This is a genomic window from Vibrio sp. R11-SG3-ISO3-SZ (genome assembly GCF_059834345.1).
In genome coordinates this window covers 12,832-32,273 of record NZ_JCBDGX010000138.1, presented here as the reverse complement: position 1 = coordinate 32,273, position 19,442 = coordinate 12,832, and the positions used below count along the sequence as shown (strand labels likewise).

Here is a 19,442-nt window from a genome sequence, read left to right as displayed (position 1 = left end):
CGATGAAAGTAGTGATTGCACCAGATTCATTTAAAGAAAGCTTAACCGCGATGGAGGTCGCTGATGCGATTGAGCGAGGCTGCCGCACCGTTTGGCCGGATGCGAATTACATCAAGTTGCCGATGGCCGATGGCGGGGAGGGCACAGTGCCGTCGCTGGTTGATGCCACGGGAGGCAGTATTGTACCTGCAGTGGTAACCGGCCCGATGGGCGAGCCTGTTGAGGCGTTTTATGGATTGCTGGGTGATGGCCGCACTGCGGTGATAGAGATGGCCGCGGCATCGGGCATTCATCTCGTTGCCGCAGAGGATCGCAATCCGCTTACCACCACCAGCTATGGAACGGGAGAGTTGATTCTCGCTGCCATCGCACAGGGCGTCACGTCCATCATCATTGGTATTGGTGGGAGTGCGACCAACGATGGCGGAGTCGGCATGTTGCAGGCGCTTGGCGCGCGTTGTCTGGACAGACAAGGCAATGAGATCGCATTCGGTGGCGGTGCGTTGCGTGAGCTCGATTGCCTTGATCTTAGTGGACTCCTTCCTGCCTTGACTCAGGTGGAGCTCAATGTCGCGTGCGATGTGGACAACCCTCTGTGTGGTGAGTTTGGCGCTTCTGCTGTGTTCGGTCCGCAAAAAGGGGCGACAGCGGCGATGGTGAAGCAGCTAGATGACAACTTAGCGCATTATGCTGACATCATTGAGCACACCACTGGGGCTATGGTCAAACATCAGGCCGGAGCGGGCGCCGCTGGTGGTCTAGGGGCGGCGTTACTGGGTGTGCTTCATGCGAAGCTGACACCCGGCATTGATATTGTGATGCAAGCGCTGGCGCTTGATTCTCACCTCCAAGATGCGGATTTGGTGATCACAGGCGAAGGACGCATCGATAGCCAAAGCATTCATGGTAAAACCCCCATCGGTGTAGCTAAAGCCGCCAAACGCTACGATATTCCTGTGATCGGTATTGCCGGTAGCCTTGCTAAAGATTGCGCGATTGTCCATCAACATGGGCTTGATGCCGTTTTTAGCGTCGTACTCGGCGCGACCGATCTTCCTACTGCACTAAAAGAAGCGGCCTTCAATGTGGAGCTGACGGCGAGAAACGTTGCGGCGGCGCTGGCTCTTTGTGTTAAGTGAGCATTTTCAAAAGATTAGTAAGGGAGCAGCACGCTCCCTTCCTTGCCATTTAACGCGGCTCTCGCACTATTTTGATGGCCCCGTCGAGGTGAATATCACGCTGCGGGTAAGCGATGGTGATGCCGTGCTCGTTAAACGCGGCGTCAATCTCGAAGCGAATCTCACTTGAGACGGATCGGATGCCCCCTTCAACTTGCGAGTGAATCCAGAAGAAAGATTCAAAGATCAGCGCGTTGTCGCCAAAGTCTTGGAAAAAGACTTTGGGTTCAGGTTTAGGAAGCACCTTTGGATTGTTGGTGGTGATTTCATGCATCAGTTTTTCGACTAAGCGAACATCACTGCCGTATGCCACACCGACGACAACCGACGCGCGCACCAGTTCATCGCGTAGCGTCCAGTTGATCACTGTATTTTCAAGCAACTTGCTGTTTGGGATCAACATATGCACGCCATCGACACGGCGAATACGGGTCGAGCGGGTGTTGATTTGCTCCACCTTGCCCTTTGCGCCTTCCACCTCAAGAAAGTCGCCGATTCGAATCGGCTTTTCGCCAATCAAAATCCAACCACTGATGAAGTTGTTGATGATGTTTTGTGCGCCGAAACCAAAACCGATCGCAATAGCGCCGGAGAGAAACGCAAACGCCGTGATCGGAATGTTGAGCATCGACAAGGTGGTGAGGAAGATCATGCCAAGGGCAATCACAAACAAAATCCGCTCAATCAAATGGATGATGTTGGGATCTTTGCCATTGGACGCCAGCCTTGATGAGACCGCTTTGATCATCAATTTCGCGATCCACAAGCTCACCACCACCCAAGTAGGGACCATCAAAATGGCCCACAAGGTGATCGGTTGTTCGTTAAAGGTAAAGAGCGTCATTTCTAACCATGAAATGGCTTGCTCAAACATAGTGTTCTACTCCTGAATGCTAGACCCGCAAAATACCTGCGCAGGGTCGATTAAAAAGCGTTTGCCCATCGCTTGGCGGCCCAGCAACATCAGATAAGTCATGTCTGAGCGGTCAGTGAGCGTGATTTGAATCGGCCACTCTAACTCGCCCAATTTGGCCATCGTTTCAATCACGTAGCGCTGCTCTGACATACCGTTGGATGACTTGATTTTGCGCAGGTCATACAACTCAGATTTGCATCGCACCACTTTGTCGACGTCGTGCACTTCTGGGTGAATATCAAACTGAATACCGGGTTTTCCGTTCACTTTGATAAGCTTAATGTGATCAACGTGTAGGGACGAGGTTTGCGCGCCTGAATCCACTCGCACGGTGAGATTATCAATGCCCAGTTCAGGCAAGGAAATGTTCTCTAAGCGACCAATAATGACTTTTTCTGTGTTGCTGCTTTTCATTACAGACCTTCTTTTATCTCTCTAGAGGCGACGTCTTCAGACAGTTTGTCTATCTGTTCGGCGACCGCTTTTTCATCTTCATCAAAATAGGCGATGTGATACATGGCTTCGCCTTCTTGAACCAAAGGAATGTTTTGCTTACCGATGATGACCCCTGTGCGAGGCGCGACAATCACCGCCAACTTTTCACCGTAGGCACTGCTAATGGTAGCCAGTTCATCGCCCTTCTTGACGTAGTCACCCAACTGGTACTTGTGTCTGACGATGCCACTGGCACTGCCGCGAACCCATTGGCTGCCACGAGCGACCACAGGCTCCGGGACCCCTTTACGTTGGTTGCGGCCTTTGCTGACCATGTTGAGATGGCGCAGGACGCGAATCACGCCACGGGTGCCCATACGAATCGAGGTCTCATCAAAGCGCAGTGCTTCACCTCCTTCATACACCAAGACTTTGGTATTCGAGTTGGCGGCGCAATCGCGCAGTGAGCCATCAATTTCTTCCGAGTGCAGTACCACAGGCGCACCAAAGGCGTTGGCCAGTTCTGCGGTCACCTCATCTTCGACGTTAGCCCGGATCTGTGGCAAGTTGGTGCGATGAATCGCGCCAGTATGCAAATCGATACCGTATTGGCATTTGTCGATGATTTCGGTTTTAAAAATATTGGCGACTCGAGCTGCGAGTGACCCTTTAGGCGAGCCCGGAAAGCTGCGGTTGAGATCGCGTCTATCAGGTAAATAACGGCTTTGATGAATCACACCATGCACGTTAACCATAGGCACAAAAATCACCGTACCACGCAGGACGCGAAAGCGTTTCATGTTGATGATGCGATGGACAATTTCAATGCCATTGAGCTCATCACCATGCACCGCGGCACTGACGAAAATCGTCGGCCCTGCCTGTTTTCCACGCACGATATACACCGGCAGCGAAACTTCGGCGTCTGTATACAGCTTTGCTACTGGCAGCGCAATCTTTTTACGCTCGCCCGGCTTAATCGTGTGAGCGCCAATTTTCAGTTCTGTCATGCTTATTAACCCTTGCCACGCGTCTTGTTGGCGTTAAATTTGGCGTTTTTCTCAATAAATTCGTACAGCTTGCCCGCCACATCGAGGTTGGTTGCTTTTTCAATGCCTTCTAGACCTGGAGAGGAGTTGACTTCCATCACCATTGGTCCGCTGTTGGAGCGCAGCAAGTCAACGCCACAGAAATTCAAGCCCATCACTTTGGCCGCATTGACCGCAGTTTCGCGCTCTTCTTTGGTCAAACGAATGATCTCCGCAGAGCCGCCACGGTGCAGGTTGGAGCGAAACTCCCCTTCGGCCGCTTGACGCTTCATTGCAGCAACCACGCGTCCACCAATCACCAAACAGCGAATGTCAGCGCCGCCAGACTCTTTGATGTACTCTTGAATCAAAATGTTCGCTTGCAGTCCCATGAAGGCTTCGATGATGCTCTCCGCCGCTTTAGAGGTTTCCGCAAGTACCACGCCAATGCCTTGAGTACCTTCAAGCAATTTAATGACCAGCGGTGCGCCACCGACGTTTTTAATCAAGTCTTTGATGTTGTCCGGTTTGCTTGCAAAGCCTGTTCTTGGTAGACCAATGCCTTTGCGAGACAGCAATTGTAGCGAGCGCAATTTGTCACGAGAGCGGCTGATCGCCACCGACTCATTGACGTTAAAGGTGCCCATCATTTCAAACTGTCTTGCCACAGCAGTGCCGTAGAAGGTGATGGAAGAGCCAATACGCGGAATCACCGCATCGTACAGCGGCAGCTCTTCACCGTGATAACGCACGGTAGGGCGGCTGCTTGTTATATCCATGTAACAGTGTAGAGTGTCGATCACATCGACTTCGTGGCCACGTTCGATACCCGCCTCGACGAGACGCTGAGTGGAATAGAGTTTTTTATTGCGAGACAGAATAGCGATTTTCATGAGGCACTCCTTTGTGTTTGTGCGACTTAACTGTAGTCTTTGAAAATCGATAAGCAAAACTCTATATTTCTTACAGTTTGTTTGAAAAAATTTATCAAAACCGATGAAGATTGAATTACTAAAGACCTTTATTGAAGTGAGCCAAACGCTCCATATTCGGATGTCTGCTCAGAACTTACACCTGACGCAGGCGGCGGTCAGCTCCCGAATCAAACAGCTTGAAGATGAGTTGGGGGTGATGTTGTTTGATCGCGCTAACAAGCGCCTAAAACTGACCGCAGAAGGCGATAAAATGGTCAAGCACGCCAACGACATGATGGCGATGTGGCACAAAATTAAGCAAGAAGTCGGCGTGACAGACAGCGATGGCTCGCAGCTATTTTTAGGTGCCATGATGTCCATTTGGGATATCGTGCTGCATGACTGGTTACAAAAAATTCACCGTAATATTGATGATGCCCATCTTTACACCCACACATACTCATCGGTGGAATTGCGTAAACGGGTCCTCAACCGAATCTTAGATATCGCGTTTCTGTTTGAGCCGCCACATACCGATGAAGTCGTGGCGAAAAAGCTCTGCACTGTCCCTTTGGTGTTGGTCAGTACGACGCCAGTAAGGGGAGCGTCGGAGCTAGAGAGCTTTGTGATGGTGGATTACGGTGATGCGATTAACTCTATGTTTTCCCATCACTTTGGCGAAGAGCTCGCGCCAAGGCATCATATGACGCAGCCCAATGTTGCCCTCTCATTTATTCTGGATGCGGGCGGGGCGGCGTACTTGCCGCGGCAGATGTGTTTTGCCCAGTTGCGACGTCAGCAACTGCATTTGGTGCCCAATACGCCGACGTTTCATCGTGATATCTATGCGATTTACTTGGCCAGCAGCCACAAACGTGAGCTGATTGAGGATTCACTGATGCTGTTTCCCTATAGTATTAGATAACCTTCAGCATTAGATAATGTTTGTTTTATCCGGTTAATTGTTCGATTTTTTTTATCAACTCACTTTTTAACCGTAAAAAATCACGGTTGGGCGTGAAAATTAAGGAGCGTCAGAGTGCTAAAAGCGTTTTATCTACATGACAATCAGTTGTCCGAAGGCGGCGAGGAGTTAATCACTCAGTGGCAAACTCAAGGTGGCCACATTTGGTTAGATTTTTATGAAGAGCCCGCTCAGCAGGAAGCCGAGCTTCTCGCTAAGCTAGGCTGCCACCCATTAGCCATTCAAGATGCGCAGCGCGATCGCCGTCCGCCTAAGGTGGAAGAGTTTGATCAGCATACTTTCGTGCTTTATCGCGGTTTTAGTCATGTTGAAGAACATCTCGATTTAAAAACCATGGCGCTTGCCTGTTTTGTCGGTGAAAAAATCCTGATCACCCGCCGTGTGGAACACTCGTTTGGTATTGAAGCGTTAGCGGCGCACAAATCGCTGGCGAAGTATTTGCGTTCACCAAGCTTGCTGTTGAGTAAAATCATGAACGCCTCGGCGCAGCGTTTTACCGATGCGGTGTTAGAAGCGGAAGATGAAATCAGTGAGTTGGAAGATGGCATGCTGACGCAATCCAGTGATGAGCTGATGCAGCGACTGATTTTGCTTAAATCCCATCTGCGTAAAATTCACCGCGTGCAGTCCTACCACGTGAAGTTGATTGATCAGGTGATGGAAGAAGAGCTGGCCTTCATTGATATGAACGATTCAGAGGTGAAACACAGCTTCCGTGATGTGTTTGATAAATTCGATCGTCTCGAAAGTTTAACTTCTATGTACTACGACTTGTGCGGCGACTTGATTGAAGGTTACATCTCGCTGAGCTCGCATCAACTGAACAAGACCATGCAGCTATTGACGGTGGTATCAGCGATTTTCGTGCCGCTGACCTTTATTGCCGGTATCTACGGAATGAACTTCGAATACATTCCTGAGCTGCGGTTTGAGCACGGCTATTTTGTGTTGTGGGGTGTGATGATTGGTGTCGCGTCGGCGCTATTGTACGTCTTTAGGCGCAAACGCTGGTTGTAGCGAGCGGTTATTCATAAACGCCATCGCCCACCAAATTGGTGGGCGATGGTTTTTTATGGCTTGGCGTGTGATGCTTCGTCGAGTACCGTTATTCGGCTTTCGCCTCTCGGCCGTTATTGTCTTTGAGAGTGCTTTCTTTGTGATTGTTCTCTTTGCTGTGGATCAGTGACACCATGATTTCGCCCGCCACGGGCTTGAGTTCATCAGGCTGGCTGACAATCTGGATGCGGTTTTTCACATTGACCACAAACAACGGCACCACGGTGGCGTCTTTGTATTGCGTCTTGTAATCCTCAAAAGTGAAGTTATCACTGATCTTGGTGTGCTTCATTTCAGCCCCTTGACCAATCATACTGGCCAACTTTTTATAGCTGACTGTGCCACCGAGTAGCAAGGAGTAGGCGTGTTCAGAGTTGTGAGTATGCTTATCTTGTGACTCATCGCTTTTCTTTTCATGCAGACAAAACACCTTGCGATGGCCAAAGTCGGTCGCGAGTTGGACACTGGCAATAGAGTTGAAGTGTTGGTCGGGGGTGACCGCCAGCACCTGACCAATACCAATCAGGTCGAGGTTGTCTTCGGCATGGCTCGAGGTTGGGTTGCCGTAGTAGCTATCAAACCCGTCCATGCGCGCTTTGCGTACGTAGTCCCAGTTGGAATCGGCCATCAGAATTCGGCAATCGTAGGTTGAAATCGCTTTACCAATTTTGCGCGCAACATCATTGGCACCCACAATCAAAAAGCCTCTTGGCGAAGGTTCTGCGACACCCAGCAAAGCCGCGATCGGGCGGGCCGTGGCACTTTGCAGCACCACGGTGCCGATGATGACCATAAAGATCAGTGGCACCAGCAAGTTTGCACCTTCGACCTCCAAAAAGGTCAGTTTAATGGCAAATAGGGAAGAGACCGCAGCGGCAACGATACCGCGCGGGGCAACCCAAGCGAGGAAGGCTTTCTCTTTGGTCGACAGCTGGCTGCGCGCCGTGGACAGGAAAATCGACACCGGACGAGACACCAACTGGATGACGGCAAACAGCACCAACGCCGCGAAACCAAGCTGCTCAAAGTCGGACACTTGCACTCGCGCAGCGAGCAGAATAAATAGACCAGAGATAAAGAGAATGGTGAGGTTCTCTTTAAAATGGAGGATGTGCGCAATGCTGACGCCTTTGACGTTGGCAAGCCATACGCCCATCACGGTTACGGTCAAAAGACCCGACTCGTGTTCAAGGTAATTGGAGGCGGAAAATACCCCCAGCACAATGGTCAGCACGGCAAACGGCTGTAAATACTCCGGTAACCAATGGCGGCGCATCATGGCGGCCACCAACACGCCCGCCGCGATGCCCAAGCCAAAACCGACCACCAAAATGGTGCCGAACACGGCTAAGCTGTGCACTTCGCTTTGCGAGACGATGAACTCATACACCATCACCACGAACAGCGCGCCTAATGGGTCAATTAAGATCCCTTCCCAGCGCAAAATATTGGCCAGGCGTGAGCTTGGCCTGACCGTGCGTAGCAGCGGAACGATCACTGTTGGCCCTGTCACCACGGTTAAGCTGCCAAAGAGGAAGGCGATGGTCCAGTCTAGGCCAAGCAAATAGTGGGTCGCGAACGAGGTAATGATCCACGAGATCACTGCCCCTATGGTGACGATACTCCAAACACTTTTACTGATCCCCCTTATTTGTTTGAAGTTCAGGGTCAAGCTGCCTTCAAACAGAATCACGGCAACAGCCAGTGAAATGATGGGGAAAAACAGATCGCCCAAGGCTTGCTCGGGTGAGAACAGGCCAAGCACTGGCCCCACTAGCAATCCAGCAATCAACAAAAATAGAATCGCCGGCAGTTTAAGTTGCCATGCGACCCACTGACAGACTAATCCTAGAACCCCGACACCGGCTAGGGTCAAGGCGATCATCTCTGAACTCATTGTTATTCCTTTTGAAAATGGATGATATCTTTTAAATTCAAGCTACAACTGAAACTGGGCGCTTGCACCCTTTTTCTTATCCACTTAGAGTGAAAATCCATACGTTCAGTGAACAAGAGCGGTCAGTCAGTAAGAACTGTCAATCAGTAAGAATAGTCAAGTTAGGGGAACATCATGGAAAATAGGCTTGATCCGAGCGAGATTTCATTGCTTTTACCAGACACCGACGCTGGGCTTGCCGTGCATAACCCTGCAACAGGCGAGCCAGTGGGCGTGGTGCCCGTTAGCACTTCGCAAGAGATAGAGCAGGCCATCGGGCGCGCGCATAAGGCACAGCCTGAGTGGGCGGTACTGAGCGCCAAAGCGCGGGCGAATCTCCTGCTTGCCTGGCATGCATTGTTGCTTGAACACCAAGAAGCACTGGCAACCCTGATGACGCTTGAGCAAGGTAAACCGCTGCCCGAAGCGCGAGGTGAGGTGGCCTACGGCGCGAGCTTTATTCAGTGGTTTGCAGAAGAGGGACAGCGAGCCTACGGTGAAACCATCCCCGCACCGAGTGGGGATAAGCGCATTGTGACTATTAAGCAGCCGGTGGGTGTGGCTTGCGCCATTACGCCTTGGAACTTTCCGATAGCCATGATCACCCGCAAAGCGGCGCCGGCGTTGGCGGCGGGATGCAGCTTTATCGTTAAGCCGTCTGAGCTCACCCCGCTGTGCGCGTTCGCATTGGCCAAGTTGGCGTATCAGGCGGGCATCCACTCTGATGTGTTTCAGGTGGTGATTGGGCGCAGCGCCCCAGAGGTGGGTGAGCGGTTTACCTCTTCTCCGTTGATTCGCAAACTCTCGTTTACTGGCTCTACCCGAGTGGGCAAAGCCTTGCTGGCGCAAAGCGCACATGACGTTAAACGCACATCGATGGAGCTTGGCGGTAACGCACCCTTTATCGTGTTTGCCGATGCAGATGTAGACGCGGCGGTAGATGGGGCCATCGCCTCTAAGTTTCGCAATGCTGGGCAGACCTGCGTGTGTGCCAACCGCTTTTATGTTCAGCGTGAGATTTACGACTTATTCGTGGCGAAATTTGTCGCGAAAGTGGAGGCGTTAACGGTTGGTAATGGCCTCGACGAAGGCGTGGAGATAGGCCCCATCATTACCCATGAAGCCAAACAAAATCTCCTATCGCTGGTGGAGCAGGCCACAGCGCAAGGCGCGGTCGTTGCCAACAAAGCGCGGACGTTAGACGGGCAGTTTATGGCGCCAGTGGTGCTGACAAATGTTGAGCACACGATGGCACTGGTCCAAGATGAAATTTTCGGCCCCATCGCGCCCATCATCGCCTTTGACGATGAGGCGCAGTTAATTGAGCAGGCCAACGACACGCCATATGGTCTCGCCGCCTACTTTTACACTCAGCATATTGGCCGAGCTTGGCGGGTCGCCGAGGCGCTGGAATACGGCATGGTTGGCATCAATGAAGGGATTATCTCTACCGAAGTGGCGCCATTTGGCGGCGTAAAGCAGTCCGGTATCGGCAGAGAAGGTGCTAAGCAGGGACTGGATGAGTACCTCGACATCAAATACCTCTGCTTTGGTGGCGTATAGCGCTAAGTCAATCGGTGGAAAGTGCAGAGCGCTCGGCTGCGGCTGAGCGCTCAACTTCATCAAACCCGCGCAAAATATTGCTCAGGGTCACCGCCGCAAACAGTGCGATGACAAACGATAAATGCCAAGCCTGGCTGAGACCGATCTGCACTAGCGTCATACTCACTAGCGCAGAGACAACCATTTGCCCGCCTCCCGACATCGCCGCCGCCGCGCCCGCTTGCTTTTTGTAGGGCAGCATCACCATCGCTTGCGCGCAGGGCAGCGCAATACCATTGCCTAAGATCAACAACAGTTGCCCCAACATTAAAAACAGTGGTTCTACCGGGCAAAAGAACAGCCACAGCGCTGCGCTGAGGTGTAAGGCGGGGGTAAACAGCAGCATCTTTTTGGTGCCAATCAGCGGTCTTACTCGGTTGCACAGGCTCGTGCCTGCCAACATACCCAGTGTTGGGATCAGCGCCCACATCGCGTATTCGTCGGAGGTCATGCCGATGTGATCTTGCATAATAAATGGCATCACCGACACCGTGGTGATCATCAAGCTAAAATTAAGCCAGCCGATGCTAGCAAAGCTCATAAAGTAGCGCGAGGTCAGCAGAGCACGGTATTGGCTCACCATCGCCTTTGGCGAGGGGATGGCACTGGTGCTGTGCAGCGTTTCATCAAAACGGAGCGCAATCACCACCCAGGCTAATCCGAGATAGCCGAGCAGTGAGACGAACACCATCGTCCAGCCAAAGTGAAAGTTGATAAAGCCGCCAAGCACCGGCGCCATGAGTGGGGTAATGGACGCCGCCATCGCAATGTATGACATCGCCACAGGCAGCTCTGGGCCACTAAATCGGTCGCGAGTCGAAGCGCGCGCTAATACTGCGCAGCAGCCAGTGCCGAGCCCTTGTAGAAAGCGCCCCGCGACCATGCCCATAAATGAGTCGCTAAGCGCAATGATCAGCATAAGACCTGACATCGCAATCAGCAGCCCAGTCAGCAGCACCTTTTTGCGACCCAAGGCATCAGAGATAGGGCCGTAGATAAATTGCGAAGGACCAAAGCCGAGCAGGTAAATACCGACCAAAAGCTGCGCTTCATCAAGCGTGATCGCGAAATCTTTTGCGATCCAAGGCAGCGCTGGAAAGACCAACCCCATACTGAGTTGGCCGATACTGATGATAAGGCACGCCAGTAAGATGGAGCGAAAGTGAATCGCCTTGGCCATTAACGGTCCCCTTTGCGCGTAACGTTAGCGTGTTTTCCATGACCGCGGCGGCGCAATCCACCTTCGTGATCATGCTCACTGAGCTTGGCCTTAACGCGTTTGACGGTCGATAAACTGACATCACACTGCTCGGCAACCTGAGCTAAGGTAAGGCCTTCAAAGAGCAGCGCGGCAATCTGCTTGTGCTTGCTGCGATCGGCAGGTCTACCACGAAACTTCTGTTTCCATTGTTCTGGGTGACGCTTGAGTGCTCGGCGTCCTTGCTCGGCGGCAAACAAGCGATGCTGTGTTTGTACTTGCGCATAGCCGCTGAGCATACTCAGTAGCGTTTGTGTTTCTGCGGAATTAGGCGCAAAGGTCATGGGTTGGCAAAGGGTTTGCAGTGTCACTCCCTTGTCGAGAATATCCTCGATTGTTGCGAGAGCTTGGCTAAAATCACGCCCAAACACGGTGAACCACCAAATCACCAGCGTATCGCCAGATTGTAGAGTGTTGAAGAGCGATTGAAATTGCTCCCTTTCATTGGGTGGCACGCAGCCTTGTACTTGGTCTTCAAAGTGCTTGGCATCGTCGGTGTGTGCTTGTAGTGCGGCCAAGTGTTCTTGATACGCTCGGTTTTTGGGTGAGAAGCGAGTATAGAGGTAAGTCGCCATAGTGACTCCTTAGTTAACGTAAAGGTCCAAATAATGTATTGGCTCACAATTAAGTTCACTATACTCGGGTTCATAATTTATGCAAACACCAAATGAGCCATTTACACTTCTTTACGCGGGCAAGTGAGAAGTTTACGTGAGTAAGTGACAAGGCGCCGTTGTTGGCGCCTTGTCATTTTGATTCATCCAGCGGTTGGTGATCCAAGCGCACGAACTATCAGCATGTGATTGATGAGAACGCCATCATCATGGATGAAATCATTGTCGCCATCGTCACGCCGACTGAGAGGTTACTTCACACTTTCGATAACTGATCGCTCAGTACGATTGCCGCCAGCGTCTGCTGGCGGCATGGTAGAACAAACGCCATCAAGACACACATTATGACCATAACGCAGAGACACTTTTACGTCGGCACCTACACCGATGCCCCTAGCCAAAGCCGCGGCATTGCGCGCATCGCCCTAGATACCCAGACAGGAGAAATCACACGTTTAGAGGATGTGTGTGAGCTGCGTAATCCTTCTTATCTGGTGAACACCTCGACTGGGCTCTACACCTTCTCGGAGGTCTCTGAGCAAGAGGGGGCGCAAGTTGTCCATCTCCAACCAGCGGAGAAGAACGGAGCAATGAACCGTGCGCCGATCCACGGCGATGCGCCTTGCCATATCGCCATCGATGCCGCTCAACGGTTTGTCGCTGTTGCTAACTATGGTAGTGGCAATGTAAGTGTTCACTTACTCGATGAGAATCATCACCCTTCTTCTACGTCGACAACGCTTTTTATTGACGGGTTTGGACCTAAGACTCACCGCCAATCAAGCCCGCACGCGCATCAAGTCACCTTTATCGATGGTCATTTAGTGGTGGTCGATTTAGGCAGTGATCGGGTCCATTTTTATCGTCATCAAGATTCGCTCGCGTCGTTTGAACTGGACTACTCCGTGGCCCTTTCTCCCGGCAGTGGACCGCGTCACCTTGTATTCAATCAAGCTAGCAACCTCGCTTATGTGGTGTGTGAGCTCTCTGAAACGCTTGCAGTGCTGACCTATTCTCAAGGCCGCTGGTCTCAGAGCGCTGAGATCCCGCTATTGTCAGAAGAGACAGTCTATGAGGCGGCGAGTGCGATTTACCTTAGCCAAGATGAGCGCTACGTGTACGTCTCTTGTCGTAAGCAGAACTGCCTCTCTATTTTGGATGTCTCAGTGACCTCACCTCAGAATATTGGCAGAGTCGATACACAAGGTCAGTTCCCGCGCGATTTTACCCTGAGCGCGTGTGAGCATTGGCTGCTGGTGGCCAATCAGCACTCCAATAACATCGTCAGTTTTCATCGAGAGACCCTCAGTGATGCGTTCAGGCCCACCGGTTATGAGTGCTCAATTGATGCGCCTGTCTGCTTGGTGGAATACCAAGCTTAAAGCGTTGAAAATGGGCTGATAACGCCGCTTGCTCCACGTTCAATCACGTGGGTATAGATTTGAGTGGTTTTGACATCCGTATGGCCAAGCTGCTCTTGCACGGTTCGAATGTCGGCGCCACTCTCAAGAAGATGCGTGGCGAACGAGTGGCGCAGCGTATGGGAGGTCACCGGTTTTTCAATCTTGGCCCGTTTGGCCGCCGCTTTAATCGCTCGTTGAATGGTGGTGACATCAATGTGGTGCCTGCGAGTTTGATTAGATGCGAGATCGACACTAAGCCTGTCGGAAGGAAAGAGAAATTGCCAATTGAGCGTTTTGTTGGCGCCAGGATACTTTTTGTCTAGCGCGCTAGGCATCATTACACCGGCATACTCCGGTGCGAGCAGGTCGGTTTGCCAAAGGCGGGCTACCGCTTCTCTTTGCTGATGCAGTGCTGGACACAGTTCTTTGGCCAAGGTCACAACGCGACTTTTATTCCCTTTAGATAGGTGGATACGCAACGCGTAAAAATCAAAATCGACGTCTCCATAGCGCAGCCTGACACACTCTTTGACCCTTAAACCTGAGCCATACATCAATTGGATAGGTAAGCGCCATTTGGGATTGGTATGCTTGAGCAATGCACGGATTTCTTGCTTGGTTAACACCACTGGCAGTTTTTTCTGTTTGGTCGCTTTTCGATATCGGATGTCGACTTTAATCGGCTGTTTCAAGATATGCTCATAGAGGAAAACCAGCGCGTTTAGTGCTTGAGCCTGAGTATTCGCCGCGACATTTCGATCAAGCGATAGGTGCGAGAGAAACTGCTCAACATGCTGGACATCAAGCGTGCTCGGATGCTGTTTATCATGATGGAGAATATAGCGTTTGATCCACGACACGTAAGCCTCAATCGTTTTATTGGCATAGTGCGATGCTCGCATATAATCGGTCACTTGTTGCAGAAACGGTGATTGGATTTTCATGACGTTTTGTGTGTCGGTTAACGGATATAAAACAGTGTACGCTGCCCTATTGGTGTTAGACTGCACTTTGCCGCACATTGCGACCAGTATCATAAGGGTTCATCCTTTAGCGAGTTGTTTTGCAAGGATTTAGCAGACTCCGTTCACAGAAACGATGCAGAATAGGCGGCGCTAGTTGGTTGGGTTAGGTGGTTTGGGGTTGTATATAAAGCGTTATGTTTACTTGTATTTCAGTGGCTTAAAGCTTCTTTCGATCTCTGTTCTTTGCCCCTTTAGCAGTTCGTCCGAGTTGTCTCAGCAAATCCGCATTGTCGGCCTAAATCCGTGAATTTCTCAACCCGTAAAACATGTCAATGTTCGCGGGTTGCTTCATTTGCAGGTCGTGGGGGTTGGTTTCAAATCTCACTGGCTCTTAGTCGCTTGTAGATGCTTTGCCAAGTAACATGTCAGCTTGGCAGTTGCCTCGGCAATTTGCCATTGTTTGCGCTTTGGTTGGAAAGAGAGGGCGTTTGTTGAAGCTAAGTCGGTTGCCTCATTGGGAAGGGAAGTGGATTTACTCGCTTGGTGTTTCGTGCATCTGTAGGCCAAGTGAGAACGAGCTTGTGATTTACTTCTTGAAATGTGCTCAACAAAGCAGTTCTTTGCCAAGTAAATCAGTCATTTGTGGTAAAACATAACAAACGACTATGGCGTCAATCCTTTATTTTGGGCGATGTTTTGGTCCCACATGACGCCATCTCGAAGCATGGAGTTTAAGATGACCACCATCTTGCGAACGCAAGCGATAATCGCCACTTTCTTTGGTTTTCCAGCTTCGAGTAACCGAGCGTAAGTGTCCTTGAAGACAGGGTTACATTGCATGGCTGACATCATGGCCATGTACAGAACGGTTCTCACCTGTGCGCGGCCTCCTTGGATAACTCGTTTCCCTTTGTAGCGTCCGCTTTCACGTGTAATCGGGGCGACGCCGATGAGTGAAGCTGCTTGTTTGTTGGTGATGTAGCCTAACTCAGGCACATTGCTGATGATAGACGCAGCGGCGATATTGCCGATACCAGGTACGCTTTGTAAGAGGGTGTTTTTCGTTTGGTATTCAGGGCAATCTTCGATGAGTTTGACAAGCTTATTTTCAATCTTTGAAATCTGGTTTTTTATCGCTGTCAGGATGGGTGTGATTGTCGAATGTAAGTGCTTTGGCAAAATTTGAATACGATTTTTTTCCATGGTCTGCATCGCGAGCAGCTGATTGCGGCGAATTACTAAATCACTCATTAAACGTATGTTTTTAGCCTTTATTACTGTCAAATCAGGTTTAATGGCTTCGCCATAATGAGCGATAAGTTGTGCATCCAAGCGGTCGTTTTTAGCTCTACGACCAATAGCGCCGGCAAAGCGTTTGATATGAACAGGATTGGCACGAACAATAGGTAACTCGGCTTCGGTACACGCTAACACGAAGGGCATCTCCAGGCGCCCAGTCGCTTCGATAACGATACGCTGCGGGTTATGTTTTTTGATGGTAGTTAAGGCTTGTTTGATACCCTTTTCGTTGTTTGGGACGGTAAAAAAGACATCGAGTGGACGGATGTAAATGTCGAGCTGTGATTTACCAGTATCAACACCGATATTAATGTTTTGAAGTGTGTTTGTGTTCATAATAAGCTAACTCTTGCTTGCGAAATGCGGGTTCGAGACCCAGTCGACTATTCGAGGTTTATGCTTGGAGTCCTATGAGGCTTTCATGTTTGTTATCGGTCTCTCAACAGAGGAGCCAGCGTTCAATCGAACTGCCACATAGAAAGCTTTAGTTGCAGCTAAAGCCTGGGTCTCACTTTACCCTTTTGGCTTAGTTATTATCCATACAAACTGTTTAAGAGTGATTCGCAACGCGTGGCATTTTTACTATGCGTTGTGTTTGGTGTTTAAGGTGGTATGCGGGAGCTTCGGTATTGCGTTGCTCACACCTTAACAGAGCGTTAGTTGGCGGGTGATTTTTTAAGGCTAGTTCATCGTCATCTCTGGCCATTCGTCTGGTGTTATCGGCAATTTGGTATTGTCGGTATCAGTTCTTGAATCACTCGAACCAAGCTCTTTCAATGTTCGTGGGTTGCCTCATTGCGGTTTCGTGCAGGTTGGTGGCGAGTCTCGTGGGCGTATAGTTGCGTTGAGTTTTGGTGTTTCAGATGCAACGTTGTTGGCTTTGAATCCGCTCATTGGCGTTGTCGTCGTAAAAGGCTTTGGCGGTGTGTTTAGTCTGCTTTCTCTGCTGAAATGCAGTGGCTCACATTCCTTTGAGTAAATCGTTTGTAACTTCGAGTGTGGTGTTGTGCGCTTGGCTACTGTGGTTTACTTTTTCGTACGGTGGCGTTTCTGGCGGAGCAACGCACTAGCCAACCAACAAGTTACTCAAGTGGACGCCAAACGCTCGGCGGTTTTGGCTTGGAGTTCAGTGGGCTTTGCGCGTTTATCGTAGGCGCCACTTAGCAAGGCGTTATGTTGCTATTAGAGTTTAGCTATTCATTTGGAGGAAATGTGTCAAAGAAATTTAGTAAGTTAGAACAGGAGATAGTTAGTAGTTTACTTAAGCTAGATAGCAAAAAAGGGCTCAATGTTCTTGGAAATATTATTACTAGGTATTTACCAGCTGAATGTTACATAGACATTAGTTCGGAAAGCCAACTTAGTTTAATGCTCCGTTCTCAAGCAGAAGATGCAGTTGATCTAAACAAGGTTGAGAGTGACTTATTTGAATTTTTGGTAACACTGTTTTCTCTACTAGAATACTTGAAGTCTCAGCGTTACATCTACTTTTTTGGCGACTATGACTTTAAATCTTTAGGTGTACAAATCTCAGGTGAAAACTACATTCCTTGTGGGTTTATTGATGATGAGCTTAAAAGACCTTTGTATGTATATGCACGTGGAAGGTTCTTTGTCACAGAAACATTGAAGCAGTTTGTTGCAAATGGATATAAAACAGAAAGCGAAAAAAAACATAGCAAAGAATTGTTTTATACAAGAGCTGCGCTAGTGGTTACTTTTTTGGGTTTGTTAGCATCCATATTTATACCTTTGTACAGCACAACCTCTATTGAAATACAGAATGAGGTTTTGAATACCTCTTCGGAAAAAGGCACCCGTATTTATGTGGACCTGTAGTGGTCAACTAAAACTGGCCACGGTTTTAGAGTTTTCCCAATACAGTCGCTCTGACTCATTGGGTGTTAGGCCACCATTATATTGATGTGGCCTGAGTTGGCTGTAGTAGCCCGTGATGTAACGAGTTATATGCTGTCTTGCTTCGCTAAAACTCCGATAACCCGACACTGGTATCCATTCTATCTTTAGACTTCTGAAGAACCGCTCCATCGGGCTATTGTCCCAACAATTACCTCGCCTGGATAAGCTTTGCTTGATTTGATAACGCCACAACATTTGCCGATAAGAACGACTGGTGTAATGACTTCCTTGGTCGCTGTGGAACATCACGCCTTTGGGCTTATCTCGAGATTCAAACGCCATAGAGAGTGCCTTACCTGTCAACGTACTATCAGGCGATACTGACATCGCCCAACCAATTGGCTTTCTCGCGAACAGGTCGATGACAACAGCAACATACATCCAGCGCTGTCCCGTCCAGACATACGTCACATCACCGACCCAGACTTGGTTGGGAGCGGTAACAGCAAATTGTCGAGACAGATGGTTTGGGATCTCTACGTGTTCTTGTGATGCCTTTCGATATCGGTGCTTCGGTGTTTGGCAGCTTACCAGCCCTAATAATTTCATCATCTTAGAAGCTCGATAACGTGTCAGTTTTACACCTTGAGCCGTCACCATGTCGGCAATGCTTCTCGCACCCGCAGAGCCGTTGCTTGCCGTATGAACTTCTTTAATAAGACTCTTGAGTTTCACCAACTCTGGAGAAACATGTTTAGGGTGTAGTGGTCAACTAAAACTGGCCACGGTTTTAGAGTTTTCCCAATACAGTCGCTCTGACTCATTGGGTGTTAGGCCACCATTATATTGATGTGGCCTGAGTTGGCTGTAGTAGCCCGTGATGTAACGAGTTATATGCTGTCTTGCTTCGCTAAAACTCCGATAACCCGACACTGGTATCCATTCTATCTTTAGACTTCTGAAGAACCGCTCCATCGGGCTATTGTCCCAACAATTACCTCGCCTGGATAAGCTTTGCTTGATTTGATAACGCCACAACATTTGCCGATAAGAACGACTGGTGTAATGACTTCCTTGGTCGCTGTGGAACATCACGCCTTTGGGCTTATCTCGAGATTCAAACGCCATAGAGAGTGCCTTACCTGTCAACGTACTATCAGGCGATACTGACATCGCCCAACCAATTGGCTTTCTCGCGAACAGGTCGATGACAACAGCAACATACATCCAGCGCTGTCCCGTCCAGACATACGTCACATCACCGACCCAGACTTGGTTGGGAGCGGTAACAGCAAATTGTCGAGACAGATGGTTTGGGATCTCTACGTGTTCTTGTGATGCCTTTCGATATCGGTGCTTCGGTGTTTGGCAGCTTACCAGCCCTAATAATTTCATCATCTTAGAAGCTCGATAACGTGTCAGTTTTACACCTTGAGCCGTCACCATGTCGGCAATGCTTCTCGCACCCGCAGAGCCGTTGCTTGCCGTATGAACTTCTTTAATAAGACTCTTGAGTTTCACCAACTCTGGAGAAACATGTTTAGGGCGACAACGCCAGTATTTGTAACTGCTGCGGTGGACACTGAACACATGACATAAGGTGGTAACGCTAAAGCTCTGCCTGAGTTTCTCGATTATCGAGAGTTGTTCAGTGAGTCCGACATCAAGAGAGCTGTAGCCTTTTTTAATATTTCATTGTGCTCTTCAAGGCGAGCAAGTTTCTTCTTCAGCTCTCGTATCTCAATTTGCTCTGGTGTCATAGGTGAGGCTTGAGGAGCCACTCCCTTTCTTTCTTGCTTGAGCTGCCTTACCCACTTATCCATTGTCGATTTACCCACCCCCATGGCTTTGGCGGCTTCAACAACGGTGTAGTTTTGGTCGAGAACAAGTTGCGCTGCTTCGAGTTTGAACTCCGCACTGAAAGTGCGTCTGGTACGCTTGGTCATAGTTTCACCTGTCATGCTATGAGGTGTATCTTAACACCTCTAATCAG

At 49.8% G+C, this 19,442-nt stretch carries 16 protein-coding genes and 1 pseudogene; 6 read left to right on the top strand and 11 right to left on the bottom strand.

The features are described 5' to 3' along the window. Window positions 1-2: 2 nt before the first annotated feature. Window positions 3-1,139, top strand: coding sequence for a glycerate kinase (locus AC6R1O_RS16035; protein WP_500657382.1), 1,137 nt, complete (start codon window positions 3-5; stop codon window positions 1,137-1,139). A gap of 49 nt (window positions 1,140-1,188) precedes the next feature. Here the strand turns inward: AC6R1O_RS16035 and AC6R1O_RS16030 are convergent, their stop codons facing one another. Genes AC6R1O_RS16030 through rimK form a run of 4 tightly spaced genes read right to left on the bottom strand, consistent with a single transcriptional unit; the run spans window position 1,189 to window position 4,450 of the window. Further along, complete coding sequence (locus tag AC6R1O_RS16030; protein ID WP_500632545.1) at window positions 1,189-2,052, bottom strand: mechanosensitive ion channel family protein; 864 nt, start codon at window positions 2,050-2,052, stop codon at window positions 1,189-1,191. Between the two features lie 6 nt (window positions 2,053-2,058). After that, on the bottom strand, window positions 2,059-2,508 hold the full coding sequence (locus AC6R1O_RS16025) for an ATP-dependent zinc protease family protein (protein WP_334552986.1): 450 nt from the start codon (window positions 2,506-2,508) through the stop codon (window positions 2,059-2,061). Further along, a complete protein-coding gene (locus AC6R1O_RS16020) occupies window positions 2,508-3,539 on the bottom strand; it encodes a succinylglutamate desuccinylase/aspartoacylase family protein (RefSeq protein WP_334552984.1) in 1,032 nt (343 codons plus the stop codon). Before AC6R1O_RS16020 ends, AC6R1O_RS16025 begins: the two co-directional genes overlap by 1 nt. Before the next feature lie 5 nt (window positions 3,540-3,544). Continuing rightward, on the bottom strand, window positions 3,545-4,450 hold the full coding sequence (gene rimK / locus AC6R1O_RS16015) for a 30S ribosomal protein S6--L-glutamate ligase (protein WP_334552982.1): 906 nt from the start codon (window positions 4,448-4,450) through the stop codon (window positions 3,545-3,547). A gap of 103 nt (window positions 4,451-4,553) precedes the next feature. Between rimK and AC6R1O_RS16010 the strand changes: the two genes are divergently transcribed. Next, a complete protein-coding gene (locus tag AC6R1O_RS16010; protein ID WP_500657381.1) occupies window positions 4,554-5,396 on the top strand; it encodes a LysR family transcriptional regulator in 843 nt (280 codons plus the stop codon). Between the two features lie 114 nt (window positions 5,397-5,510). After that, on the top strand, window positions 5,511-6,473 hold the full coding sequence (locus AC6R1O_RS16005) for a magnesium transporter CorA family protein (RefSeq protein ID WP_500630608.1): 963 nt from the start codon (window positions 5,511-5,513) through the stop codon (window positions 6,471-6,473). A gap of 88 nt (window positions 6,474-6,561) precedes the next feature. On the opposite strand, the gene AC6R1O_RS16000 is transcribed toward AC6R1O_RS16005, so the two are convergent. After that, window positions 6,562-8,409 (bottom strand): cation:proton antiporter, encoded by a 1,848-nt coding sequence (locus AC6R1O_RS16000; protein WP_500657380.1) that lies wholly within the window; start codon window positions 8,407-8,409, stop codon window positions 6,562-6,564. Between the two features lie 174 nt (window positions 8,410-8,583). Here AC6R1O_RS16000 and AC6R1O_RS15995 point away from each other — a divergent pair, with 174 nt between their 5' ends. Continuing rightward, window positions 8,584-10,011 carry an NAD-dependent succinate-semialdehyde dehydrogenase gene (locus tag AC6R1O_RS15995; RefSeq protein ID WP_500657379.1) on the top strand — a complete coding sequence of 476 codons (1,428 nt, stop codon included), beginning with the start codon at window positions 8,584-8,586 and terminating at the stop codon, window positions 10,009-10,011. Between the two features lie 7 nt (window positions 10,012-10,018). Here AC6R1O_RS15995 and AC6R1O_RS15990 read toward each other — a convergent pair whose 3' ends face one another. Continuing rightward, window positions 10,019-11,230, bottom strand: a complete 1,212-nt coding sequence (locus AC6R1O_RS15990; protein WP_500657378.1) for an MFS transporter — start codon at window positions 11,228-11,230, stop codon at window positions 10,019-10,021. Further along, a complete protein-coding gene (locus AC6R1O_RS15985; protein ID WP_500657377.1) occupies window positions 11,230-11,883 on the bottom strand; it encodes a recombinase family protein in 654 nt (217 codons plus the stop codon). Before AC6R1O_RS15985 ends, AC6R1O_RS15990 begins: the two co-directional genes overlap by 1 nt. Window positions 11,884-12,266: 383 nt before the next feature. Between AC6R1O_RS15985 and AC6R1O_RS15980 the strand changes: the two genes are divergently transcribed. Continuing rightward, on the top strand, window positions 12,267-13,304 hold the full coding sequence (locus AC6R1O_RS15980; RefSeq protein WP_500657376.1) for a lactonase family protein: 1,038 nt from the start codon (window positions 12,267-12,269) through the stop codon (window positions 13,302-13,304). Here the strand turns inward: AC6R1O_RS15980 and AC6R1O_RS15975 are convergent. Both AC6R1O_RS15975 and AC6R1O_RS15970 read right to left on the bottom strand, forming a co-directional pair. Next, window positions 13,301-14,263 (bottom strand): integron integrase, encoded by a 963-nt coding sequence (locus AC6R1O_RS15975; protein ID WP_500657391.1) that lies wholly within the window; start codon window positions 14,261-14,263, stop codon window positions 13,301-13,303. The genes AC6R1O_RS15980 and AC6R1O_RS15975 overlap by 4 nt on opposite strands. Window positions 14,264-14,953: 690 nt before the next feature. Continuing rightward, window positions 14,954-15,925: an IS110 family RNA-guided transposase gene (locus AC6R1O_RS15970; RefSeq protein WP_500657375.1), complete on the bottom strand. Its 972-nt coding sequence runs from the start codon at window positions 15,923-15,925 to the stop codon at window positions 14,954-14,956. 876 nt (window positions 15,926-16,801) lie between these two features. Here AC6R1O_RS15970 and AC6R1O_RS15965 point away from each other — a divergent pair. Beyond that, complete coding sequence (locus AC6R1O_RS15965; RefSeq protein ID WP_500657374.1) at window positions 16,802-17,428, top strand: hypothetical protein; 627 nt, start codon at window positions 16,802-16,804, stop codon at window positions 17,426-17,428. Window positions 17,429-17,431: 3 nt separating this feature from the next. On the opposite strand, the pseudogene AC6R1O_RS15960 reads toward AC6R1O_RS15965, so the two are convergent. Continuing rightward, window positions 17,432-18,178: pseudogene (locus tag AC6R1O_RS15960) on the bottom strand (IS3 family transposase); the annotation flags it as partial. A 39-nt stretch (window positions 18,179-18,217) separates the two neighbouring features. Next, window positions 18,218-19,395, bottom strand: a protein-coding gene (locus AC6R1O_RS15955; RefSeq protein ID WP_500657373.1) for an IS3 family transposase whose coding sequence is annotated in 2 segments (ribosomal slippage) — window positions 18,218-19,128 and window positions 19,128-19,395 — 1,179 coding nt in all. Because the reading frame shifts where the segments join, the coding sequence is not laid out codon by codon here. Between the last annotated feature and the right edge of the window lie 47 nt (window positions 19,396-19,442).